We start from the raw sequence: 19916 nt of genomic DNA, 5'->3' as shown, positions 1-19916 counted from the left end.
CTATGCTGAATGGAGTCAACAACAACTCAAGCGTTGGCAAGGTGGCGGGCATCGGGTCTTCGTCCGACGGGAAGCCGGCCGCCGGGGCCGCGGGCGCCAGTTTCTCCGAGATGCTGAAAAACAGCATCAACGAGGTGGCGCGGCTCCAGCAGGACGCCAGCAAGGCGGTGGAAGACCTGGCGACGGGTCGCAGCGAAGACGTCACCGGCGTGATGCTGGCGATGGAGAAGAGCGACCTGGCATTCAAGACGCTGCTGGCGATCCGCGCCAAGCTGATGGACGCTTACGAAGAGATCAAGAGCATGCAAATCTGACGGAGTTGCCGGTTGCCGGTTGGAAACCGGCGTTCAGTGGCAACTGGCCACTGAAAACTGGCGAAGGCTGCGGCTCAAGCCATGGAGGGCTGGGCGATGGAAACGATCAGAGCACAACTGCTGCGGATTCAGCAACAACTCAGCGGGTTGTCGGCCAGCCAGAAGATGCTCACCGCTTCGCTGGTGGCGATCATGGTGATGACGCTGATCTGGTGGGCGCGGTACGCGGGGACAGCCGAGCTGGAGCCTGTGCTTGATCAGCCGCTGCCGGCGCAGGAGATGGGGCAAATCCAGCAGGCGCTTCAGTCCAGGGGAATCAACGCGCGAATCGTGGCGGACCGGGTGATGGTGCCGGCGGACCGGAAGATGGAGGCGGTGGCGGCGCTGGCGTATTCCAACGCGCTTCCGTCGAACATCACCGCCGCCTGGGATCAGATGGTCAAGCAGATGAGCCCCTGGGACTCGCGCGCCAAGACCGAGCTGATCCACAACCAGATGAAGGAGCGGATGCTCTCCAGCGTGATCACGGATTTTTTCCCCGGAGTTGCGCGGGCGAACGTGATCATCAATCCAGTCAGCGAGCGTCGGATCGGCGGTTCGCTGGAGCCGTCGGCGTCGGTGCAGATCACGACGCGCGGGAATGTTGAGAACCTCAAGCGGCTGGTCGATGCCGCCGCCGCCACCGTCGCCAGCGCCGTTCCGGGGCTGGCCAAATCGCGGGTGTCGGTGGTGGTAGATGGCCGGCCGATGCGCTCGCAGGATGCCAGCAGCAGCTTCGCCGGCGCCGAGCTGTTCGAGCAGATCGAGCAGCAGGAGAGGCGGATCAGCGAGAAGATCGCGTCGTTGCTGACGCCCGGGGCGCTGGTGGCGGTGACGGTGGATGTGCAGACCGTCAGCAGCGTGGAGACGCGCGAGACCTACGACGCAAAGAACACGTTCACCAAAGAGCAGACGCTGGAGAGCGAAACGCAGGAGACCACCGAGCCGGCGCCCGCGGTGACCGAGCCGGGGGCCGTATCCAACATGGGGTTGTCGCTGCCCGGCGCCGCGGTGATGACCGGCGCTACCAGCACCAGCGAAAAGACGCGCACCGAAAACGCGATCTTCCCCAGCAAATCCACCGAGACGATCAACAAGCCGGCGGGCAAGGCGACGGTGACGTCGGCGGCGGTGCGGCTGCCCCGCAGCTATTTCGTCGCCAAGTACAAGGCCGCCAACCCCAATCAGCCCAAGGAGCCGGATGATGCGGCGCTTCAGCCGATGGTGACGGCGGAGCTGTCCAGCGTGCGAAAGACGATCCAGGACGCGGTGGGGATGCAGTCCGACGCCAATCTTACCGTGGACATGTACTACGACACGACGATTCCGCTGCTGGCGGCGACAGACCAGGCGCAGTCGTCGGGCGGGGTCGGCAGGATGGTCAACGGCTATGCCAGGGAAATCGCCGTCGGCGCGCTGGCGATCATCAGCCTGTTCATGGTCTCGATGATCGTCAAGAAGGGCGCGCCCACGCCTGCGATAACTGTCACGCCCGAACCTGAGCTTCCGCCGCAGCTTCAGGCCGGAGAGGAAATCGCCGGCGTCGTCGGCGACGGCAAGATCTCGCTGGACGCGGTGGAGCTGGACGAAGACGCCGTTCACGCCCAGCAGATGGTCGAGCAGGTCTCGACCATGGTCAAGGAGAACCCCGAGGCGGCGGCGAACCTGGTGAAACGATGGCTGAATCGCTCGTAGATTGGGCAAGCTGTCGCCGTCGCGGATTGCCTGGTTGAGTCGTGATGATCGGGTACTGCAAACGCGTGCTATGCCATGGCCAATGAACTGACTGGAGTTCGCAAGGCGGCGATCCTGCTGGTGACGCTGGAGCAGGATGAGGCGGCGGAGATTCTCAAGCGGCTGCCGCCGGAATCGGTCGAGGAGGTCAGTCGCGAGATTGCCTCTTTGGGTGAAATCTCTCTCCAGACCCGCAAGCAGGTGTTCGGGGAGTTTTACAACATTGCGCTGGCGAATGCTTACGTGAACGAGGGCGGGCTGGAATACGCCAAGACGCTGCTGACCAAGTCACTGAGCGAGGAAGACGCCAAGCGTGTCATCAAGCAGGTAACGCAGCAGGTTCAGACCACGCCATTCTCGTTTCTTCAGAAAGCCGAATCCGAGAACCTGCTGACGTTCATTCAGGACGAGCATCCACAGACGATCGCGCTGATTCTTGCGCATCTGCCGCCGCAGAAAGCGTCGGAGATTCTGGTGGGCCTGCCCAGCCAGAAGCAGATCGAGGTGGTCAAGCGAATCGCGAACATGGAGCAGACCAACCCGGAGGTGATCAAGGAGGTGGAGCGCGGGCTGGAGCACCGGCTGAGCGACATCGTCAGCCAGACATTCGAGAAGGCCGGGGGCGTGGACACGGTGGCGGAGATGCTCAACCTGGCCGACCGCTCGACGGAGAAGGGGATCATGGAAGGCCTGGAGGCCGAGGACCCGGATCTGGTCGAGCAGATTCGCCGGCTCATGTTCGTCTTCGAGGACATTCTGCTGGTCAACGACAAGGGCATCCAGGCGGTTTTGAAGGAGATCGACAACGAGGTGCTGAGCCTGGCGCTGAAGACGGCCAGCGAGGAGCTGAAACAGAAGATTTTCAAGAACATGTCGGAGCGTGCGGCGCAGCTCATCCAGGAGGACATGCAGTACATGGGTCCGGTTCGCGTCAGCGACGTGGAAGCAGCACAGCAGAAGATCGTGGATGTGGTGCGTCGTCTGGAGGATGCCGGCGAAATCATCATCGCCGGAAGAGGCGGAGAGAAGGAGATGATCGTTTGAGGAGAAAAAAGGCGCAAGGACGCAGGATGAGGAGTAAGCCTCGCAGCCGCCGAGTCTCACTTCATCCTTCATCCTTCATGCCGCATCCGTTCTACCCATGGGTCTGATCAAGTCCAACCATGCTCCGGCCGCATTGTCGCCGTTTTCGATGCGCGACATCGAAGCGCAGGCGCGGCAGATCATCCTGCGCGCCCAGCAGCAGGCCGAGCAGGTGCTGGCTGAAGCGCAGCAGCAGGCGGGGCAGATCCGGCAGCGGGCTTACGATCAGGGCTTTGCGGCGGGGCGGGAGGATGGGCTCAAGAGCGGCGCACAGGAGGGGCGTTCGGCCGGGCAGCAGGCGGCCCTGGCGGAACATCGCGCGCGGCTGGAGCAGTTGATCAAGGCGCTGTCGGCGGCGGCGAGCGAGCTGGACGCCTCCCGCCGCCGCCTCCAGGCCGATGCGACCGCGGAGCTGATCCGGTTGGCGGTGGCGATCGCCAGGCGCGTCACCAAGCTCCAGGGGGCACTGGACCCGTCGGTGCTGACGGCGAATGTTACCGAGGCGATACGGCTGGTCGTTCAGTCCAGCGATGTCCGCATCGCCGTGCACCCCAGCCAGAAACAGGTACTGGCCGAGGTGTTGCCGGCGCTGAAGGTTCAATGGCCCCAACTCCAGCACGTTGAGCTGGTAGAAGATGCGACGCTTTTGCCAGGCGGATGTCGGATCTTCACCGCGTCAGGAGAGATCGATGCCGACCTGGACCGGCAGATCGACCGGGTGGCGGCGGACCTGCTGCCGGCGGCGTCGGCGGGCACGGAGGCGCCCGAATCGTGAGCCTGTTTTCAGCCCAACTCGATACGGTTGCCACGTCGATGCCGCTGGGCATCAGCGGGTGCGTGCAGGGAATCAGCGGGCTGACCATTGAGGCATCGGACCTGCCGGTTCCGGTCGGCTCGCTGTGTCGGATCGAGAGCTTCGGCGGCAGGACGACCATGGCCGAGGCGATCGGTTTTGCCGAGGACCGCACGCTGCTGATGCCGCTGGGGACGACCGGGGGAGTGGCCAGGGGAGATCGGATCGTCGCCGTCTCTTCGTCGCCGCGGATCTGGTGTTCGGAAGAACTGCTGGGCCGCGTGCTGAACGGCTTTGGCGAGCCGATCGACGGCAAGGGGCCTCTGCTGCTGAGCGAATCGCGGCGGATTGATGGTCGCGGGGTGCAGCCGCTGGACCGCCAGAACATTCGCCAGCCGATCTCCACCAGCATTCGCGCCATCGACGGGTTGCATACATGCGGGCTTGGACAGCGGATGGGGATTTTTTCCGGTCCAGGTGTGGGCAAGAGCACGCTGATCTCGTGCATCGCCAAGCACACCAGCGCCGACGTGTCGGTGGTCGCGCTGATCGGCGAGCGCAGCCGTGAGGTGCTGGAGTTCATCGAGAATGCGCTCGGAGAGCAGGGGCTGAAGCGATGCGTGGTGATCGTGAGCACAAGCGACGAGACGCCGCTGCTGAAGGTGCGCGCCGCGAAGGTGGCCTGCACCGTCGCGGAGTACTTCCGCGATCGGGGCAAGCACGTGCTGCTGATGATGGACTCGCTGACGCGGCTGGCGCAGGCGCAGCGACAGATCGGTTTGGCGGCGCGCGAGCCGCCGGCGACCAGGGGGTTTCCGCCCAGCGTCTTTGCGCTGCTGCCGGAGATTCTGGAGCGCGCCGGCAAAACCGCCGTCGGCTCGATCACCGGCTTTTACACCGTGCTGGTTGAGGGAGACGATTTCAACGAGCCGATTCCCGACGCGGTCAAGGGGATCAGCGACGGGCACCTGTGGCTGAGCCGTTCGCTGGCCAGCCGGGGGCACTACCCGGCGATCGATGTGCTGTTGAGCATCAGCCGCGTGCGCGGCGATGTCACGGATGAGCAGCACGTCCGCGCCGCACGACGCGTGCTGGCGCTGCTGGGGATTTACCAGGAGATCGAAGACCTGGTCAGCATCGGCGCGTACGTGCCGGGGATCAATCCGGAGAATGACCTGGCGGTGCAGGTCCGGGCAAGGATCATCCAGTATCTTCAGCAGGATTCGAGCTCGCCATCGAATCTGGAACAGGCCCGCAAACAGTTGTTCGAGCTGGTGGGGTATATCGAGCAGGTGGAAAAGACGATCCGGTCGCAGCAGTCGGCTGCATCCGGGGCGGCGCAGGGCGCACGAACGGCGCCGCGGGCGGCAGGAGTTGCGCGATGATGATCGGCCGGGGATGAGCGATGGCGAGGTTCGTCTTCAAGCTCCAGGCGGTGCTTCGGCATCGGCTGCACGTCGAGCGGCAGAAGCAGCGCGAGCTGGCGGTGAGGCAGAAGGAGCTGCTGGAGCTTCAGCAGGCGCTGCGTCAGGTGCAGGAGTCGGTCAATCGCTGCAATCAGGATGTCAGACAGCACCATCTGGTGGGTCGGCTGGACATGGCGTTTCTTGCGGCGCACCGCAGATTTCTGGCGGGAATGCAGCGGCAGGCAATCGCGCTGGTGCAAAGGATCGCGCTGGCGCAACGCGCTGTGGACGAGGCCCGGGCCGCGCTGACGGAGGCGGCCAAACAGAGAAAGATCATCCAGAAGCTGCGCGAGCGGCAGTTGCTGCGCTGGCGTGAAGAGCAGGCGAAACGCGAGCTCTCGCTGCTCGACGAAGCCGGCATGCAGCTTGCTTATCGGAATCTGACCAACGAGGGCGACGGGTAAGACGGCGCCAGGCAGGCTGAATCACGATGAAGAAGTTGATCGACGTGATCGTGCTCACGTTGGCGGTGAACTTCCTGGCCGTCATCGCCGGCATCGGCTGGCTGTGGCAACAGGGCCGGCTGGACCGCCAGCGCATCGCGGAGATCCGGCAGATCGTGTTTCCCGCATCGCCACAGCAGTCGCCGGCGACGCAGCCATCGGCCGAGCCGACCAGCCAGCCGACGCTCAAGCTCGATGAGCTTCTGGCCAAAGCCGCCGGGCGAACGGCCACCGAGCAGGTCGAGTTCATTCAGCATGCCTTCGATGCGCAGATGGCTTTGCTGGATCGCCGACAGCGGGAGCTGAATGACCTTCAGCGGCAGGTGGAACTGGCCAGGCAGCAACTGGCGCGCGACGTGGAATCGTTGCAGTCGCGAGAGCAGCAGCTCGCGGCCAGGGAGCAGCAGGCCAATCAGCTGGCCAGCGACAAGGGTTTTCAGGACAGCCTGGCGTTGTACAGCACGATGCCGGCGCGTCAGGTCAAGACGGTGTTCATGGGGCTGGATGATCAGACGGTGATGAATTACCTGCAGGCGATGCCGTCGCGTACGGCGGGCAAGATCATCCGCGAGTTCAAATCGCCCGAGGAAACGTCGCGCATTCAAAGGATTCTGGAACGCATGCGCCTGGCGCAGACAGCGGAAGCTGCGCAGGCGTCAGCCGCGACCGCCAAGGAATGATCCAGCATGCCGAAGGTAGCCAACAACAGCGTGGTGAAGGAGATTGGCACGCCTGTGCCACGAGGCGCGCTACGCAGTGACAAGCCCCAGGCGGGCGAGCCGTTCGAACGGGTGCTGCGCCAGAACCGGCCAAAACCCCAGCCGCAGAATGACCGGGAAGCTGCCAACATTTCCAGCGGGAAGCCGGTTGAGCCCAAGCACGACAGCAGCGCGGGGATCGGAGAAAGTGACAGTGACTCGCCGTCCCCGGTGGATCAACAGGCACCTGAGAACGCCGAGGCGACGCCGCAGGAGGCAGAGCCAGCGGTGCAGGCGCAGGCTCAGACTGACGCAGCGTCGGCATCGGCGCCGCCGGAGCCGCAGGCGGGGCATGAGCATGTTGTGAGCGATGCCAGCGCGTCTGCGACGCAGCAGACAGAGGCGGTGGCGGCAGTGATCTGGGGTGCAACGGTTGCGCCGCCGCCTGCGGCACCAGTCGGCGAACCGACGCAACAGCCACAGCAGGACGACGGATCGCCGGAGATCGCCGGCCCGTTACCGCCGGATCGGATCGTCGCCGCTGTGGCCTCCGAATCGCAGGTGGTGGCGGTGGCGATGACGGAACCGCAAGAGGCCCAGGGCAGCGGGGAATCCGTGTCCGATTCTCCGCCGCCGCGCGCAGCGATGAAGCTTGCGACGCAGCATGTGGCGGCGGCCTCGAGCGCGGCTGCGCCGGACGAGTCGCCGGATGCGCAACAGACGGGCGGCATTGCGCAGCGGTTGCCGGCGAATGTGCAGCCGTCGCAGGACGAAGCGCCGCAGTTGCAGCCTGCGGCAGAAGCCGACTCGCAGCCGCCAACCGAGGGCAACCAGAACTCCGTCAGGGTGGAGGCGGCGATGAACGCCAGCCGGACGCTGGAGGCGGCGGATCGTGCAGTGCCGACGGGCATGGTTGAAGCATCTTCGACGGGGCACAACTCGCGCCCGATTCAGCCGCAGTCGTTGCCTTCGTCCGCTCCGCAGGCGCCGGTACGACCGGAAGCGGAGCTGGTTGCGGCGAATCACGACCGGATCGTGACGTCAATTCGCGGCGAGCTGATGCCCAACGGCGGGACGATGCGCTTGCGCCTCGATCCTCCGGAACTGGGAACGCTTCAGGTCACCGTGCGGATGCTGGACGGAGTGATGAGCGCTTCGTTCGAGACATCCAACGATCAGGCGACCAGGCTGCTCAGCCACAGCCTCGGGCAGCTCAAGCAGGTGCTGGAGTCGCAGGGGCTGAGTGTGGAGAAGCTGCACGTGCAGCAGTCGCCACGCGAACAGAGCGGCTCGTCAAGCGGCGACGATCCACAGCATCAGCAGCCGAGCCACGAGGATCGGCAATGGGCCAGACAGGAACAGCAGCGGCGGGAGATGCTGCGGCGGATGTGGCGGCGACTGGGACTGGCCGGCACCGATCCGCTGGATCTGGTCGCCTGATCGTCGCCTCGCCATTAGAGGACATCCAACATGACAACCACACCGATCAGCTCTGAACCGGCGCGCAACACGATCCAATCCAGGAAGTTTGCGCTCAATACCGAGGACTTCATCCAGATGATGATCACGCAGCTTCAGAATCAGGACCCGCTGGAGCCGGCCAAGAACCAGGAACTGCTGGCTCAGATGAGCCAGATCGGGCAGCTACAGACCACCGAGTCTCTCCAGGCGAGCCTGAAGGGGCTTGTGCTTCAGAACAGTCTGGGGGCGGCGGGGAACCTGATCGGGAAGCTGGTGCAGGGCCTGGAAGAGGATGGAACGCAGGTGCAGGGCCTGGTGACGGCAGTGCGCGTGCAGAATGATGAAGTGTTCCTGGAGCTGGACAACGGCAAGTCGCTGAAGCTGTCGCGGGTGACGGCGATTGCGCCGGCGAGCGGCGGGGCGACGGCGGCGACGTCGTCGGCGCGCGCGGCATGAGGATTGCATTTGCAGCGGATTGAAGATGCAAAACCCGCGTGGAGATTTGTGGCGCGGGGTGCTCGGCAGGTTGTGCGCGGCGGAGCCGCGCGAAACCTGCGCAACGAGCTGGAGCCTGCGGGTTCCCGAGGTAATCGGTTATGGCTCTGACCAGTACGCTGTTCACGGGTCTGTCCGGACTGAACGTCAACCAGACCCGGCTCAACGTCGTCGGCAACAATATTGCCAACATCAATACTGTCGCGTTCAAGTCCAGCCGCGCACTGTTCAAGCCGCAGTTCTACATCACCGATGCGGTGGGGTCACCACCATCGGCGGATTTCGGCGGACAAAACCCCAGCCAACGCGGACTGGGCGCCGTCGTCGCCACCATCCAGAAGGATTTCTCTCCCGGATCGATCGAGCCGACGGGAAAACCGACCGACCTGGCGATCGACGGAGAGGGCTTTTTCATCGTCCAGGGCAAGGAGCAGCGATACACCCGTGACGGCAGCTTCGTGCTCAACGAAACCAACCAGCTCGTGACGTCGTCCGGGGAATTCGTGCAGGGGTTCGGCGTCGATGAAAACGCCAACATCATCACCGGCTCGCTCCAGAACATCACGATCCCGATCGGGTCGCTGACCAGCGCCAAGGCGACGGAGAACGTGAAACTGGAGGGCAACCTCAACGCCAACGGAACCGTTGCCACCGGTGCCAGCATCCTGAACAGCCAGGCGCTGGTGATTGTCAATGGCGGCGGGGCGGCACCCCCGCCGGATGGAAACACGCTGCTGACGGACCTGGCGGCGGCGACGACGTCCTCCACGCCGCTGTTCAGCGTCGGGCAGGTGCTCACGCTCAACGGCAAAAAGGGCGGGCGCGATCTGGCGGACCTGACATTCACCGTCTCGGCCGGCTCGACCCTGGACGACCTGTCCAACTTCTTCAAGCAGGGTCTGGGGATCGACACGACGGTTCCTGACGACGGAGATCCGCTGACGCCGACGGCGGGCGTGGCGATCGAGGCCAGTGGCAATACCGCGGTCATCACCATCACCGGAAACCTCGGGACGGATAACGCGCTGTCGCTGGCGGGCACGTCGCTGGTCACCGACTCGGGCACCACGCCGCTGGTCTTCGCCGACGGACAGAACGCCGCCGGTATCGACAGCGACCCCAACGGCGAAAGCGTGTACACCAGCTTCGTCGTTTACGATTCGCTGGGCACGCCGCTGACCATCAGCCTCACGGCGGTTCTGGAGTCCAAGTCGGACACGGGCAATACCTGGCGGTTCTATGCGGCCAGCGCGGATGACACCGATGCGCAGGCGTTCGACCCCGCCGGTCCGTTCAACGGGATCATCCTGGGGACTGGCACGCTGACGTTCGACAACGAGGGAAAGCTCCAGAGCAGCACCGGAACCACGCTGAACATCGATCGCGCCAACACCGGGGCGACCACCCCGCTGAATGTGGCGCTGGATTTCAGCGCCATGACATCGCTGACCAGCCGCGCCTCGGAACTGGTCATGACCGAACAGGATGGCTCGTCCACCGGAACGCTCAACGGATTCTCGATTGGCGCCAATGGCATCATCACCGGCAGTTTCAGCAACGGGCTGACCCGCACGCTGGGCCAGATCGCCCTGGCGACGTTCAACAATCCCGAAGGGCTGGTGGACGAAGGGGGCAACATGTACTCGGCCGGGGGCAACAGCGGGGTTCCGGTGATTACAACACCGCTTCAGCTCGGGGCCGGGGCGATTCGATCCGGCGCGTTGGAGTTGAGCAATGTGGATTTGTCCGAGGAGTTCATCAATCTGATCATCGCCTCGACCGGTTTTTCCGCCGCCAGCCGAGTCATTACGACCAGTGATCAATTGCTGACGGAGCTGCTGAATACAAGCCGGTGAAGGCGTTTGGGGTCTGTTGATCTGAAGTTGTCGAGTTGACAAAAAAGGTAGCGCATCGTTTCGCTCAGACACCGGCGGGGCGATGCCAGTCACGCGGTCCTAGCCCTCGCGGCAGGGTGTTTATTCTGCTGTCGCGGGGGCATTTTTAGAATTCGGGGATGAAGGCAGAAGGATGAAGACTCGCGCTCATCGTTCATGCCTTGCCTCATCGATTCACTGTCATGATCACCCTGACTCGTCTGAATGGCCAGCCGCTGGTGGTGAACGCGGAAAAGATCCGTTACGTGGAGCAGACGCCGGACACGATGCTCTGCTGCGATAACGGGGAGAAGCTGATGGTCAAGGAGTCGCTTCAGGAGGTCATTCGCCGGGCGATCGAGTATGCGCGGCTGATCCGCAAGCCGCTGACGGAGTAGCGCTGGCAGCGTCGCCGCTGCCGGCGATTAATGGCAGGCGGAAGAAAGCGCCCCGACTTGCCGATAAGGAGTCAGGCGTCCGAGCGCGCTGTGGGCGTTATCGGACGAACCTTGAAAGGTGCGGTCCGGGGCCATGGCTGAAGAGGCAAAAAAGAAACCAGAGTCGCCAGCGGGAGGGGGCAAGGAATCCGGGGAGAAGAAGGCGCCCGTCAAGGAGGTCGCCGCCGCTTCAGGCGCCGCCGCTGGTGGCGGCCTGCTCACCAAGACGCCTGTGCTGCTGGGCGGGGTGATGATCCTGGAGGCGGTGGTGCTGTTCGCGGGTTTCAAGTTCCTGGGGGCCGGAGCCTCGCCCAGCGCTGCTGCGGGCGCGGAACTGGTCGGCGAGGAGCACTCTGCCGCGCAGGAAGGGCATGGCGCATCAGGCGATCACTCCGGATCCGCCAAAATCGACCGCAAGAAAACCGTCGAGATCCAGATTCTGGACTTCCGCGCGCCCAACAAGCAGTCCGGGCGAACATTCCTCTATGACGTGACCATCTTTGCCGTCACCAAAGCCGAGCACGAGGAACGGGTGAAAACCACGATCAAGGAGCGCGAGGCCTTGATTAAAGACCGCGTTCGCACGATCATAGCGCAGAGCGATCCGGAGAAGCTCGGAGGCGGATCCGAACCGGGTCTGGAGACACTGCGGCGTCAGGTGAAGTATCAGCTTGACGAGATCATCGGGGAAGGCGTGATAGACGAAGTGCTCGTTCCGCGGTGCATTCCATTCCGGACGGACTACTAGCCCCTCCAGCTTCTTCGATTGGGCCGCCCTGCATGCGGCGGCGCGACTCCGGGTCGCATTGGTTGTGCGAATCAGCTCGGAAGCTGACAGGCGCGCCGCGGCGCGCATTCGCCAAGGATGGTGAGCCATGTCTGACGAGCAACCTTCTGCTCCCGATCCCGGTTCCACCGCTTCTCCTGAAGCATCCTCAGCACCACCGCCCCAGGCGCAGGCTGCGCCACAGGCCACACCGCCAGCGGCGCCGGCGGAAGGCGGCGATCGCGTGCAGGAAAGCCAGGATGCCACGGACCAGGCGGCGATTGATGAGCTGTTGAAGCAGGCGAGCTTCGAGGACGTTCCCGCGGCGGCGACGGCGCCGCCCGGCGTTGCCCCTCCGCCGCTGGACGCGGCGCCGATCGACCTGCCGACGTTTCAGCAGGTCATGCAGGAAGCTCAGGTCTCCAGCATCGATCTGCTGCGGGATGTGGAACTGAACGTCAAGATCGAGCTGGGGCGTTCGCGGATGCTGGTCGAAGACGTGCTGAAGCTGGCCGAGGGGTCGGTCGTGGAACTGGACAAGCTGGCGGGCGATCCGGTGGATGTGTTTGTCAACGACCGGCTGGTGGCACGCGGCGAAGTCCTGGTGTTGAACGACAATTTCTGTGTGCGTGTCAACGAGATCGTGGCGGGGGCGAAAGAAGAGGGCGTGTGAGCGCTGCGGGGATGGCCCGTGCATTGAGCACTCAGCGCCGAGCGCATCCGCAGACTGGCCCAACAGCGGGGTGGAAGAGCTGGCTGATGTGGGCGGCGGTCGGCGTGGCAGTGATGCTGTGCGCCGCAGCGGCGCACGGGCAGAAGACCGGGGCGCAGACAGCCAGTCCGGGCGGAATCTACGAGAACCGGACCATCCGCCGCGCCGATGGTGCGTCGGCGACGACGCAGGGCAGCGGCGCGCCGGCCTCGCCACGCGGAACCAGCTTTTGGGATCTGCCCCGGATCGGCGCGGCGTTGGCGATCGTGCTGGGGCTGATCTTCGCCTTGCGCTGGCTGGGGCGACGCTTTGTGCCCGGGGTGGCTCGCGGCAGCGGGATGGTACGGGTGCTTTCACGCAACGTCGTGACTCCCAAACATCAGATCCTGCTGGTGCAGGTTGGTCGGCGCGTGCTGGTGATTGCCGACAACGGCACGGCGCTCAGCCCATTGTCGGAGATTACCGACGCGGACGAGGTTGCGGCGATCCTGGGGCAGATCAGTTCTGGCTCGGCGGCGGACGCCGCAACCGCCGGGCTGTTCGGCGCGGAGCTGGGTCGGGCCAGGAAGGATCTGGATCAGGCTCTTGCGCCTGGCGAGGATGCTCCGATCCCAGCGTCGCGTGCGGAGGATGAGTCGTTGGAATCGACCAGTGGGGAGATCGACGGGCTGATGCAGAAGGTGCGTGTGCTGGCGCGGCAGTTGGGTCGTTGACCACAGTCCGGGATCGACGGGTCTGCTCTGGAGGTTGCAGAAAGCGGGGTCGCGATGAGAAGGGATGCTCACGTGAAACCGGTCAGCGGTGTGACCATTGCCGCAGCGGTGGCTGTGGCGTGGCTCGTGCTGGTGGGGGTAACGGCGGCGCAGGAGACGTCAAACACCGAAGTTCCACCCGGGGATCCGGTAAGCCTGATGCCGCCAGGGTCCGTGGCGGGGGCGGGCGCAAATCCTGCGCCTTCGCCCGCGTCGGGGCAGTCGCCGAATGCCGTGGGGCTGCTGCAACAACTGCCGAACCTTTCTTCGCGGGAAAATCTTTCGGCTGCGCTGCAAATCGTGATCCTGCTGACGGTGCTGTCGCTGGCGCCGGCGATTCTGATCATGATGACCAGCTTCACGCGGATCGTGATCGTGCTGTCGCTGCTGCGGCAGGCGCTGGGCACGCAACAATTGCCGCCCAATCAGGTCCTGATCGGTCTGGCGCTGTTCATGACGTGCATCGTGATGTGGCCGACGTGGTCGCGCGTGAACAACGAGGCGATTCAGCCGTACATGAACGGGCAGATCGACCAGCGCAGCGCCCTGAGCAGGGCGCAGGTTCCGTTGCGGGATTTCATGATCGGGCAGATTGTGCGCAGCGGCAATGACCAGGACGTGCTGCTGTTCACGGATTTTGCAGGTCAGCAGGTGCGGCAGTGGAGCGACGTGGGCACGATGCAGCTTGTTCCGGCATTCATGCTCAGCGAGCTGAAGACGGCGTTTCTGATGGGCTTTAAGGTCTATCTGCCGTTTCTGATCGTGGACATGGTGATTTCCTCGGTGCTGATCAGCATGGGGATGATGATGCTGCCGCCGGTGCTGATCTCTCTTCCCTTCAAGTTGCTTTTGTTTGTGCTTGTTGACGGTTGGCGCTTGATTACCGGAAGCCTGATGGGTAGTTTTGTATGAGTTGTTGTCGGACATGCGCGTCAGCGGGACTCAGGGACGAGGCCCGGATGACGTGCACCGCATATCGCGTGTGTGTCGGCGAGGGTTAACCGTTACTCCGTCGCGATCACACGACACTCAAGGAAGGGTGTGAAGCATGGGGATCGATCAAGCCACCGACCTGCTCCGTGAAACGCTTGTTCTGACGTTGACCATCGCCGCCCCGATGCTTGTGATCGGCATGATCGTGGGCATCATCATTTCGCTGTTCCAGGCGGTCACGCAGATTCAGGAACAGACGCTGACGTTCGTTCCGAAGATCACGGCGATGATCGCGGCGGCGATCGTGCTGATGCCCTGGATCGGGCAACGTCTTCTCGATTACGCGCAGTTGATGTTCTCCTTCGGCCCGGCGCTACGCTGAGCCGTCGTCGTCTTCCCGGCCCCGGCCCGGACACGGGCCTGTGCTGCTGTGGATCGCGCTGTCGTGCATCATGTCGTTGGAATCATTGCCCCAGTTCGTCGCGACGTTCGTGCTGGTTTTTTTCCGACTGGCCGGGCTGATGCTGTTTGCGCCGCTGCTGGGCAGCTCGCGGATTCCGCGGCGGGTGAAGCTGCTGTTGGCGCTGGTGCTGGCGGCGGGGATGTGCGGATCGGTGCGCGGCGTGGTGGTGTTGCCGGAAAGCACCTGGGAGCTTGCGCTGGGTATCGGCGGCGAGATGCTCTTTGGCATCGCGATGGGAATGGTGCTGAGCTTCACGTTTATCGCCGCGCAGTGGGCCGGGGAGGTGATCGGCCAGCAGATGGGCCTGAACATCAGCGAGGTTTTCGATCCGCAGTTCGGCGCGCAGGGATCGCTGGTGGGGGAGCTGTACTTCATGCTGACGCTGGTGGTTTTTCTTGCGATCGGGGCACATCGCGAAATGATTCGTGGAATACGCATGAGCTTCGATGCGCTGCCGCTGCTGTCGCTGGGGGTGGATCGCGACCTGCTGGATCTGGTCGTCGGGCTGTTTCAGTCGTGCACGATGCTGGCGCTGCAACTGGCGGCGCCGATGCTGGTCACCATGCTGGTGGTGGATCTGGCACTGGGATGCATCGGCAAGGCGATGCCGCAACTGAACGTGATGACCGCCGGGCTTTCGATCCGAACCCTGATCGGGCTTGTGGTGATGATCGTGGGGATCTCGCTGACGGCCTGGGTGATACAGCGCGAGCTGGCGGAGGCGATGAGCGTGGCGCAGGCGAGGTGGTCGGCGCCGGCCCCGTGATGGATCGCGGGGCGCAGTGTTGCTGGTGACAGGGATGTCATGGCAGACGAAACGGCAGACAAAACCGAAGCTCCGACGCCAAGGCGACGCGCCGAGGCGCGCGAGCAGGGCAACATCGCCCGCAGCCCTGACCTCACCGCCGCCGTGCTTCTGCTGGCGTGCGTGATGCTGCTGGACTGGTACGGCCCGGGCCTGATCGGGGCGATGAAAACGCTGATGTCCGAAGCGCTGGGTCCGGACTCGCTGGGCGATTTCGCTGCCGACAGCGCGTTTGGCGCGGTGATGCTGGCGATGCGTCTGGTGGCCGGGGCGATGGCGCCGCTTCTGCTGGGGGTACTGCTGGTCGCGATCCTGATCAACCTGGCGCAGGTCGGCTTCTTCTTCAGCTTCAAGCGTATCCAGCCGAAACTTACGGCCCTGAATCCATTCAAGGGGCTGAACAAGCTGTTTGCCTCCCGGGACAACGCAGTGCAGCTCGCGATGAATCTGCTGAAGCTGCTGCTGATCGCGGCGGTGGCGTATTCGGCGATCCACGGGCGGATGGATGCGATCCTGGCGGTGCAGAACCTGGAATTTGTGCAGATCTTCTCGCTGGGCGCGTCGATCGTCTATTCGATCGGATTGCGGATCGGGATGGTGCTGCTGGCGCTGGCGATTCTGGATTACGGCTGGCAGAAGTGGCGAATCGAGCAGCAGCTCAAGATGAGCAAGCAGGAGATCAAGGAGGAGATGCGCCGGATGGAAGGCGATCCGCAGATCAAAGCCCGGCGGCGGCAGATCGCCATGCAGCGGCTGAGGCAGGGGATCCGCCAGCATGTGCCCACCGCTGATGTGATCGTGACCAATCCGACGCACTATGCGGTGGCGTTGAAGTACGACGCGGAAACGATGAACGCGCCGAAGGTCGTAGCCAAGGGGGCAGACTATCTGGCGATGATGATCCGGCAGATCGCCATCGAGCATGGGGTGCCGATTCTGGAGCGCCCGCCGCTGGCGCGGTCGCTGTATCGGCTGGTTGAGGTCGGACAGGAAATCCCCGAGCAGTTCTACGCCGCGGTCGCGGAGATCCTGGCGTACGTGTACGAGGTGAGCGGGAAAGTGGCCCAGGAACAGGTGAGATGATCCAGCAGCGGGCACAAAGGCACAAAGGCACGAAGGCACGAAGGGATGCGAGTGTCGCTTCCCTCCGCGTGTGCGTGTCTGCGTGCCTCCTGGCGTTGTGAAGCATGGCGACAGTCGCGCAAAACCCGATCCTCACTCGCCTCCAGGCCAACCGGGGGATGATCTTCCCGCTGGCGTGCGTGGTGCTGCTGCTGGTGATTCTGGTGCCGCTGCCGACGGCGGTGCTGGACCTGCTGCTGACGATCAACATCACGCTCTCGGTGATCGTGCTGGTAACGACGATCTACGTGAAAAGCCCGCTGGAGTTTGCTGTCTTTCCGTCGCTGCTGCTGGCGGTAACGCTTTTCCGGCTGGTGCTGAACGTGGCCACGACGCGGCTGATCCTCACCGCGGGCGACCGCGCGTCCAGTCCCGATGCCGCCCTGCACGCCGCCGGCGAAGTCGTGCGCGCCTTCGCCAGCTTCGTCACCGCCGGCTCGCTGGCCGTCGGAATCATCATCTTCGTGATCATCTTCATCATCCAGTTCGTGGTGATCACCAAGGGCGCCACGCGCATCTCGGAAGTTGCGGCCAGGTTCACGCTCGATGCGATGCCGGGCAAGCAGATGGCCATCGACGCGGACCTGAACGCCGGCATCATCGACGAGCCCAAAGCACGCCAGCGCCGCGAGGAGATCGCCCAGGAGGCCGACTTCTACGGCGCGATGGACGGTGCGTCGAAGTTTGTCCGCGGCGACGCCATCGCCGGATTGATCATCACGTTCGTGAACATCCTGGGCGGGCTGTACATGGGCATGGTCGAGCACGGCTGGGACCTTCTGCCGACGCTGAAGCTGTACACGCAACTGACGATCGGCGACGGGCTGGTCAGCCAGATACCGGCGTTCATCGTGTCGCTGGGCGCCGGGCTGATCGTCACGCGCACCAGCAGCCGCAAGGACCTGGGCGACGAAATGCTCTCGCAGGTGTTCACCAACCCCAAGGCGCTGTTCGTTGCGGCGGGTTTCCTGGGGCTGATGAGCACGACCGGACTGCCGAAGATCCCGATGCTGATTCTGGGCGCCTGCTGCGTTTCGCTGGCCTATGTCATGACCCGCGGACAGCAACGCGCCGCCAGTCTCGCCGCCGCAAAGGACCGGGAAGCGGCGGCCAGGAAGGAGCCGGAGAAGGTCGAAAAACTGCTGGATCTGGATGCAATGGAACTGGAGGTCGGCTACGGTTTGGTGCGCATGGTCGATGCCTCCAAAGGCGGAGATCTGCTGGATCGCATCAGCATGATTCGCCGGCAGATCGCGATGGACCTGGGGATCATCGTTCCGCCGATCCGCATCCGCGACAACATCGCACTTGGGGCCAACGACTACGTGGTGAAGATCCGCGGGCAGACGGTGGGCCGCGGCGTGACATATCCGGAGCAGTATCTGGCGATGGACAATGGCGCCACCACCGGGCAGATCATCGGCGCCGAGCAGACGACCGAGCCGGCCTTCGGACTGCCGGCCTACTGGATCACCGAACCGCAGCGTCAGCAGGCTGAATTGCTGAACTACACGGTAGTCGAGGCCAGCGCGGTGCTGGCGACACACCTGACGGAGATCATCAAGTCACACGCGCACGAGCTGCTGACGCGGCAGGAGCTGAAGAACCTGATCGAGAACCTCAAGGCGCGCGTGCCGGCGCTGATCGAGGAAGTGATCCCGACGCAGGTCAAGCCCGGCGAGCTTCAGAAGGTGATGCAGAACCTTCTGCGCGAGCGCGTGCCGGTGCGCGATCTGGAGACGATCATCGAAACGCTGGGCGACTACGCCAGCCGCACCAAGGACCTGGAAATCCTCACCGAATACGTTCGCAACGCGCTGGCCCGGACGATCTGCAAGCAGTACGTGGACGATCGCGACCGGCTGTGGTGCGTGACGCTGGATCCGGCGCTGGAAGACCTGATCAACGGGCACATCGAGCGGTCGGAGCGGGGCGCGACGAACACGATGCCGCCGCAGACCGCCCAGGCGATCGTCCGGCAGATCGCCGAGAAGACCGCCGAGCTGACGCAGACCGGGCGGAGCGCGGTGGTGCTGTGCAGCCCGCAGATTCGCGCGGCGGTTCGCCGGATGATCGAGGCGAGCCTGCCGCATGTGGCGGTGCTGGCGTACAACGAGGTCGTGCCGGAAGTGGCTGTGGAAGCGGTGGCAATGGTGGGGCTGAATGGATGAAAGGCGGAGGGCCGACGCTTGAAGGATGAACACAGGACGATGGGACGCAAGTCGCTACTGCTGCATCGTTCATCCTTCCGCCGTCACCCTTTGCTGGCTGGGGATTGCGTATGAACCTACAAACGTTCAAGGCGCCGACGATGGCCGAGGCGCTTCGACAGGTCAAGAGCGTGATGGGTCCTGACGCGGTGATCCTTCACACACGGACGTACCAGAAGTCGATGTGGCTTGGCCTGAGGCGAAAGGAGATGGTGGAGATCACGGCCGGACGCGGATTGAACGTGGTTCCGCCATCGCGTCGAACGGGCGGGCAGTCGCAGCCGCGACGCGCGGCGCCACCGCGGGCGCTGCCCGCGGCGTATGCGGGGGCAGGCCCCTCGCCCGCGGACGCCGCCGCCGTCGCCCTGCCAGGCAAGCAGTTGCTGGAAATGCCCGCGGTCAACGGGCGGCTCATGCTCGACCTGTCGGACAAGGTGCAGTCGCTTCAGGCGATGGTGCAGAGTCTGTCGCTTCAGGTCCGTCGGCAGCACAAACCACAGGTTCCCGAGGAAGTCTACGAGTACTACCAGCGGCTCAGTGACAGCCTGGTCTGCGATGAGCTGGCGGTGGAGCTGACGCTGGCGCTGCATCGGCAACTGCGTCCGGAGCATCTGCGTCAGCCGGACTTTGTCAGGCAGCGGCTGGCTGATCTGCTGGAGAAGCACGTTCCCGCCGCCGGGCCGATCACGCGAACCAAGACGACCGGCCCGCACGTGGTCGCCCTGATCGGCCCGACGGGCGTCGGCAAGACGACCACCATCGCCAAGCTCGCGGCCAATCTCAAGCTCCGCCAGAAGCATCGCGTGGGGCTGATCACGATCGACACCTACCGCATCGCCGCGATCGATCAGCTCAAGAAATACGCCGACATCATCGGATCCAACCTGCGGGTCGTGTCCAGTCCCGAGGATCTGCGCGACGCCGTGGAGTCGATGAACGACTGCGAATACATCCTGATCGACACCGCCGGGCGAAGCCCCAACGACACCCTCAAGCTGCACGAGCTGAAGAACTTTCTGGCCAGCGCATCGCCCGACGAGGTGCACCTGGTTCTTTCCAGCACGTGCAGCGAGCCGAGCCTGGATCTGGCGGTGGCCCGGTTCGGCGATGTGCGGATCGACCGGCTGATCTTCACGAAACTGGATGAGGCGTCGACCGTGGGAGTCGTGCTCAACGTGCTGCGCAAGATCGGCAAACCGCTGAGCTATGTCACCACGGGACAGGACGTGCCGGACGATATCGAGATTGGCAGCGGCAGGAAACTGGCCCGGATGATTCTGGGCTGATCTGCGCGTGCCGGTTTGTCTTGCAGGGAA

20 protein-coding genes are annotated in these 19916 nt (G+C 64.0%); all 20 read left to right on the top strand.

What is annotated here, in order from left to right:
- The first annotated feature begins 2 nt into the window (after positions 1-2).
- The 20 genes from fliE (at position 3) to flhF (ending at position 19886) form a co-directional block, all read left to right on the top strand.
- Positions 3-314: a flagellar hook-basal body complex protein FliE gene (gene fliE, locus ACQS5P_RS03400; protein WP_428939499.1), complete on the top strand. Its 312-nt coding sequence runs from the start codon at positions 3-5 to the stop codon at positions 312-314.
- Positions 315-410: 96 nt separating this feature from the next.
- Positions 411-2048 (top strand): flagellar M-ring protein FliF C-terminal domain-containing protein, encoded by a 1638-nt coding sequence (locus ACQS5P_RS03395; RefSeq protein WP_428939498.1) that lies wholly within the window; start codon positions 411-413, stop codon positions 2046-2048.
- A gap of 75 nt (positions 2049-2123) precedes the next feature.
- Entirely contained in the window at positions 2124-3131 is a 1008-nt protein-coding gene (fliG, locus tag ACQS5P_RS03390; RefSeq protein ID WP_428939497.1) for a flagellar motor switch protein FliG, read from the top strand.
- 97 nt (positions 3132-3228) lie between these two features.
- On the top strand, positions 3229-3945 hold the full coding sequence (locus tag ACQS5P_RS03385; protein ID WP_428939496.1) for a FliH/SctL family protein: 717 nt from the start codon (positions 3229-3231) through the stop codon (positions 3943-3945).
- A complete protein-coding gene (locus tag ACQS5P_RS03380) occupies positions 3942-5348 on the top strand; it encodes a FliI/YscN family ATPase (protein WP_428939495.1) in 1407 nt (468 codons plus the stop codon). Before ACQS5P_RS03385 ends, ACQS5P_RS03380 begins: the two co-directional genes overlap by 4 nt.
- 20 nt (positions 5349-5368) lie before the next feature.
- Complete coding sequence (gene fliJ, locus ACQS5P_RS03375; protein WP_428939494.1) at positions 5369-5833, top strand: flagellar export protein FliJ; 465 nt, start codon at positions 5369-5371, stop codon at positions 5831-5833.
- Positions 5834-5859: 26 nt separating this feature from the next.
- Positions 5860-6552 (top strand): hypothetical protein, encoded by a 693-nt coding sequence (locus ACQS5P_RS03370; RefSeq protein WP_428939493.1) that lies wholly within the window; start codon positions 5860-5862, stop codon positions 6550-6552.
- Positions 6553-6558: 6 nt separating this feature from the next.
- Positions 6559-8010 (top strand): flagellar hook-length control protein FliK, encoded by a 1452-nt coding sequence (locus ACQS5P_RS03365; protein WP_428939492.1) that lies wholly within the window; start codon positions 6559-6561, stop codon positions 8008-8010.
- Positions 8011-8040: 30 nt separating this feature from the next.
- The gene (locus tag ACQS5P_RS03360; protein ID WP_428939491.1) at positions 8041-8487 is read left to right on the top strand and encodes a flagellar hook capping FlgD N-terminal domain-containing protein; all 447 of its coding nucleotides are present in this window, start codon (positions 8041-8043) and stop codon (positions 8485-8487) included.
- A gap of 140 nt (positions 8488-8627) precedes the next feature.
- Positions 8628-10382 carry a flagellar hook protein FlgE gene (locus ACQS5P_RS03355; RefSeq protein ID WP_428939490.1) on the top strand — a complete coding sequence of 585 codons (1755 nt, stop codon included), beginning with the start codon at positions 8628-8630 and terminating at the stop codon, positions 10380-10382.
- A gap of 221 nt (positions 10383-10603) precedes the next feature.
- Positions 10604-10798, top strand: coding sequence for a flagellar FlbD family protein (locus ACQS5P_RS03350; RefSeq protein ID WP_428939489.1), 195 nt, complete (start codon positions 10604-10606; stop codon positions 10796-10798).
- A gap of 133 nt (positions 10799-10931) precedes the next feature.
- Complete coding sequence (locus tag ACQS5P_RS03345; RefSeq protein ID WP_428939488.1) at positions 10932-11585, top strand: hypothetical protein; 654 nt, start codon at positions 10932-10934, stop codon at positions 11583-11585.
- 127 nt (positions 11586-11712) lie between these two features.
- Complete coding sequence (gene fliN, locus ACQS5P_RS03340; RefSeq protein ID WP_428939487.1) at positions 11713-12276, top strand: flagellar motor switch protein FliN; 564 nt, start codon at positions 11713-11715, stop codon at positions 12274-12276.
- Positions 12277-12362: 86 nt separating this feature from the next.
- Positions 12363-13028, top strand: coding sequence for a FliO/MopB family protein (locus tag ACQS5P_RS03335; RefSeq protein ID WP_428939486.1), 666 nt, complete (start codon positions 12363-12365; stop codon positions 13026-13028).
- A 72-nt stretch (positions 13029-13100) separates the two neighbouring features.
- Positions 13101-13979: a flagellar type III secretion system pore protein FliP gene (gene fliP, locus ACQS5P_RS03330; protein WP_428939485.1), complete on the top strand. Its 879-nt coding sequence runs from the start codon at positions 13101-13103 to the stop codon at positions 13977-13979.
- 136 nt (positions 13980-14115) lie between these two features.
- Positions 14116-14382: a flagellar biosynthesis protein FliQ gene (gene fliQ, locus ACQS5P_RS03325; RefSeq protein WP_428939484.1), complete on the top strand. Its 267-nt coding sequence runs from the start codon at positions 14116-14118 to the stop codon at positions 14380-14382.
- A gap of 70 nt (positions 14383-14452) precedes the next feature.
- Positions 14453-15229, top strand: coding sequence for a flagellar biosynthetic protein FliR (fliR, locus tag ACQS5P_RS03320; protein ID WP_428939483.1), 777 nt, complete (start codon positions 14453-14455; stop codon positions 15227-15229).
- Between the two features lie 39 nt (positions 15230-15268).
- Positions 15269-16351 (top strand): flagellar biosynthesis protein FlhB, encoded by a 1083-nt coding sequence (gene flhB / locus ACQS5P_RS03315; RefSeq protein WP_428939482.1) that lies wholly within the window; start codon positions 15269-15271, stop codon positions 16349-16351.
- Positions 16352-16455: 104 nt separating this feature from the next.
- A complete protein-coding gene (gene flhA / locus ACQS5P_RS03310) occupies positions 16456-18561 on the top strand; it encodes a flagellar biosynthesis protein FlhA (protein WP_428939481.1) in 2106 nt (701 codons plus the stop codon).
- A gap of 110 nt (positions 18562-18671) precedes the next feature.
- A complete protein-coding gene (flhF, locus tag ACQS5P_RS03305; protein WP_428939480.1) occupies positions 18672-19886 on the top strand; it encodes a flagellar biosynthesis protein FlhF in 1215 nt (404 codons plus the stop codon).
- Positions 19887-19916 lie beyond the last annotated feature (30 nt).

It is taken from the genome of Fontivita pretiosa (assembly GCF_050410795.1).
GTDB classification, from domain to species: domain Bacteria; phylum Planctomycetota; class Phycisphaerae; order Tepidisphaerales; family Tepidisphaeraceae; genus Fontivita; species Fontivita pretiosa.
This window is presented reverse-complemented; position numbering and strand designations above follow the sequence as displayed.

Bases quoted from the DNA above. Each gene is read 5' to 3' on its own strand.
- fliE (WP_428939499.1), top strand. From the start codon at position 3: ATGCTGAATGGAGTCAACAACAACTCAAGCGTTGGCAAGGTGGCGGGC.
- ACQS5P_RS03395 (WP_428939498.1), top strand. From the start codon at position 411: ATGGAAACGATCAGAGCACAACTGCTGCGGATTCAGCAACAACTCAGC.
- fliG (WP_428939497.1), top strand. From the start codon at position 2,124: ATGGCCAATGAACTGACTGGAGTTCGCAAGGCGGCGATCCTGCTGGTG.
- ACQS5P_RS03385 (WP_428939496.1), top strand. From the start codon at position 3,229: ATGGGTCTGATCAAGTCCAACCATGCTCCGGCCGCATTGTCGCCGTTT.
- fliJ (WP_428939494.1), top strand. From the start codon at position 5,369: ATGGCGAGGTTCGTCTTCAAGCTCCAGGCGGTGCTTCGGCATCGGCTG.
- ACQS5P_RS03370 (WP_428939493.1), top strand. From the start codon at position 5,860: ATGAAGAAGTTGATCGACGTGATCGTGCTCACGTTGGCGGTGAACTTC.
- ACQS5P_RS03365 (WP_428939492.1), top strand. From the start codon at position 6,559: ATGCCGAAGGTAGCCAACAACAGCGTGGTGAAGGAGATTGGCACGCCT.
- ACQS5P_RS03360 (WP_428939491.1), top strand. From the start codon at position 8,041: ATGACAACCACACCGATCAGCTCTGAACCGGCGCGCAACACGATCCAA.
- ACQS5P_RS03355 (WP_428939490.1), top strand. From the start codon at position 8,628: ATGGCTCTGACCAGTACGCTGTTCACGGGTCTGTCCGGACTGAACGTC.
- ACQS5P_RS03350 (WP_428939489.1), top strand. From the start codon at position 10,604: ATGATCACCCTGACTCGTCTGAATGGCCAGCCGCTGGTGGTGAACGCG.
- ACQS5P_RS03345 (WP_428939488.1), top strand. From the start codon at position 10,932: ATGGCTGAAGAGGCAAAAAAGAAACCAGAGTCGCCAGCGGGAGGGGGC.
- fliN (WP_428939487.1), top strand. From the start codon at position 11,713: ATGTCTGACGAGCAACCTTCTGCTCCCGATCCCGGTTCCACCGCTTCT.
- ACQS5P_RS03335 (WP_428939486.1), top strand. From the start codon at position 12,363: ATGTGGGCGGCGGTCGGCGTGGCAGTGATGCTGTGCGCCGCAGCGGCG.
- fliQ (WP_428939484.1), top strand. From the start codon at position 14,116: ATGGGGATCGATCAAGCCACCGACCTGCTCCGTGAAACGCTTGTTCTG.
- fliR (WP_428939483.1), top strand. From the start codon at position 14,453: ATGTCGTTGGAATCATTGCCCCAGTTCGTCGCGACGTTCGTGCTGGTT.
- flhB (WP_428939482.1), top strand. From the start codon at position 15,269: ATGGCAGACGAAACGGCAGACAAAACCGAAGCTCCGACGCCAAGGCGA.
- flhA (WP_428939481.1), top strand. From the start codon at position 16,456: ATGGCGACAGTCGCGCAAAACCCGATCCTCACTCGCCTCCAGGCCAAC.
- flhF (WP_428939480.1), top strand. From the start codon at position 18,672: ATGAACCTACAAACGTTCAAGGCGCCGACGATGGCCGAGGCGCTTCGA.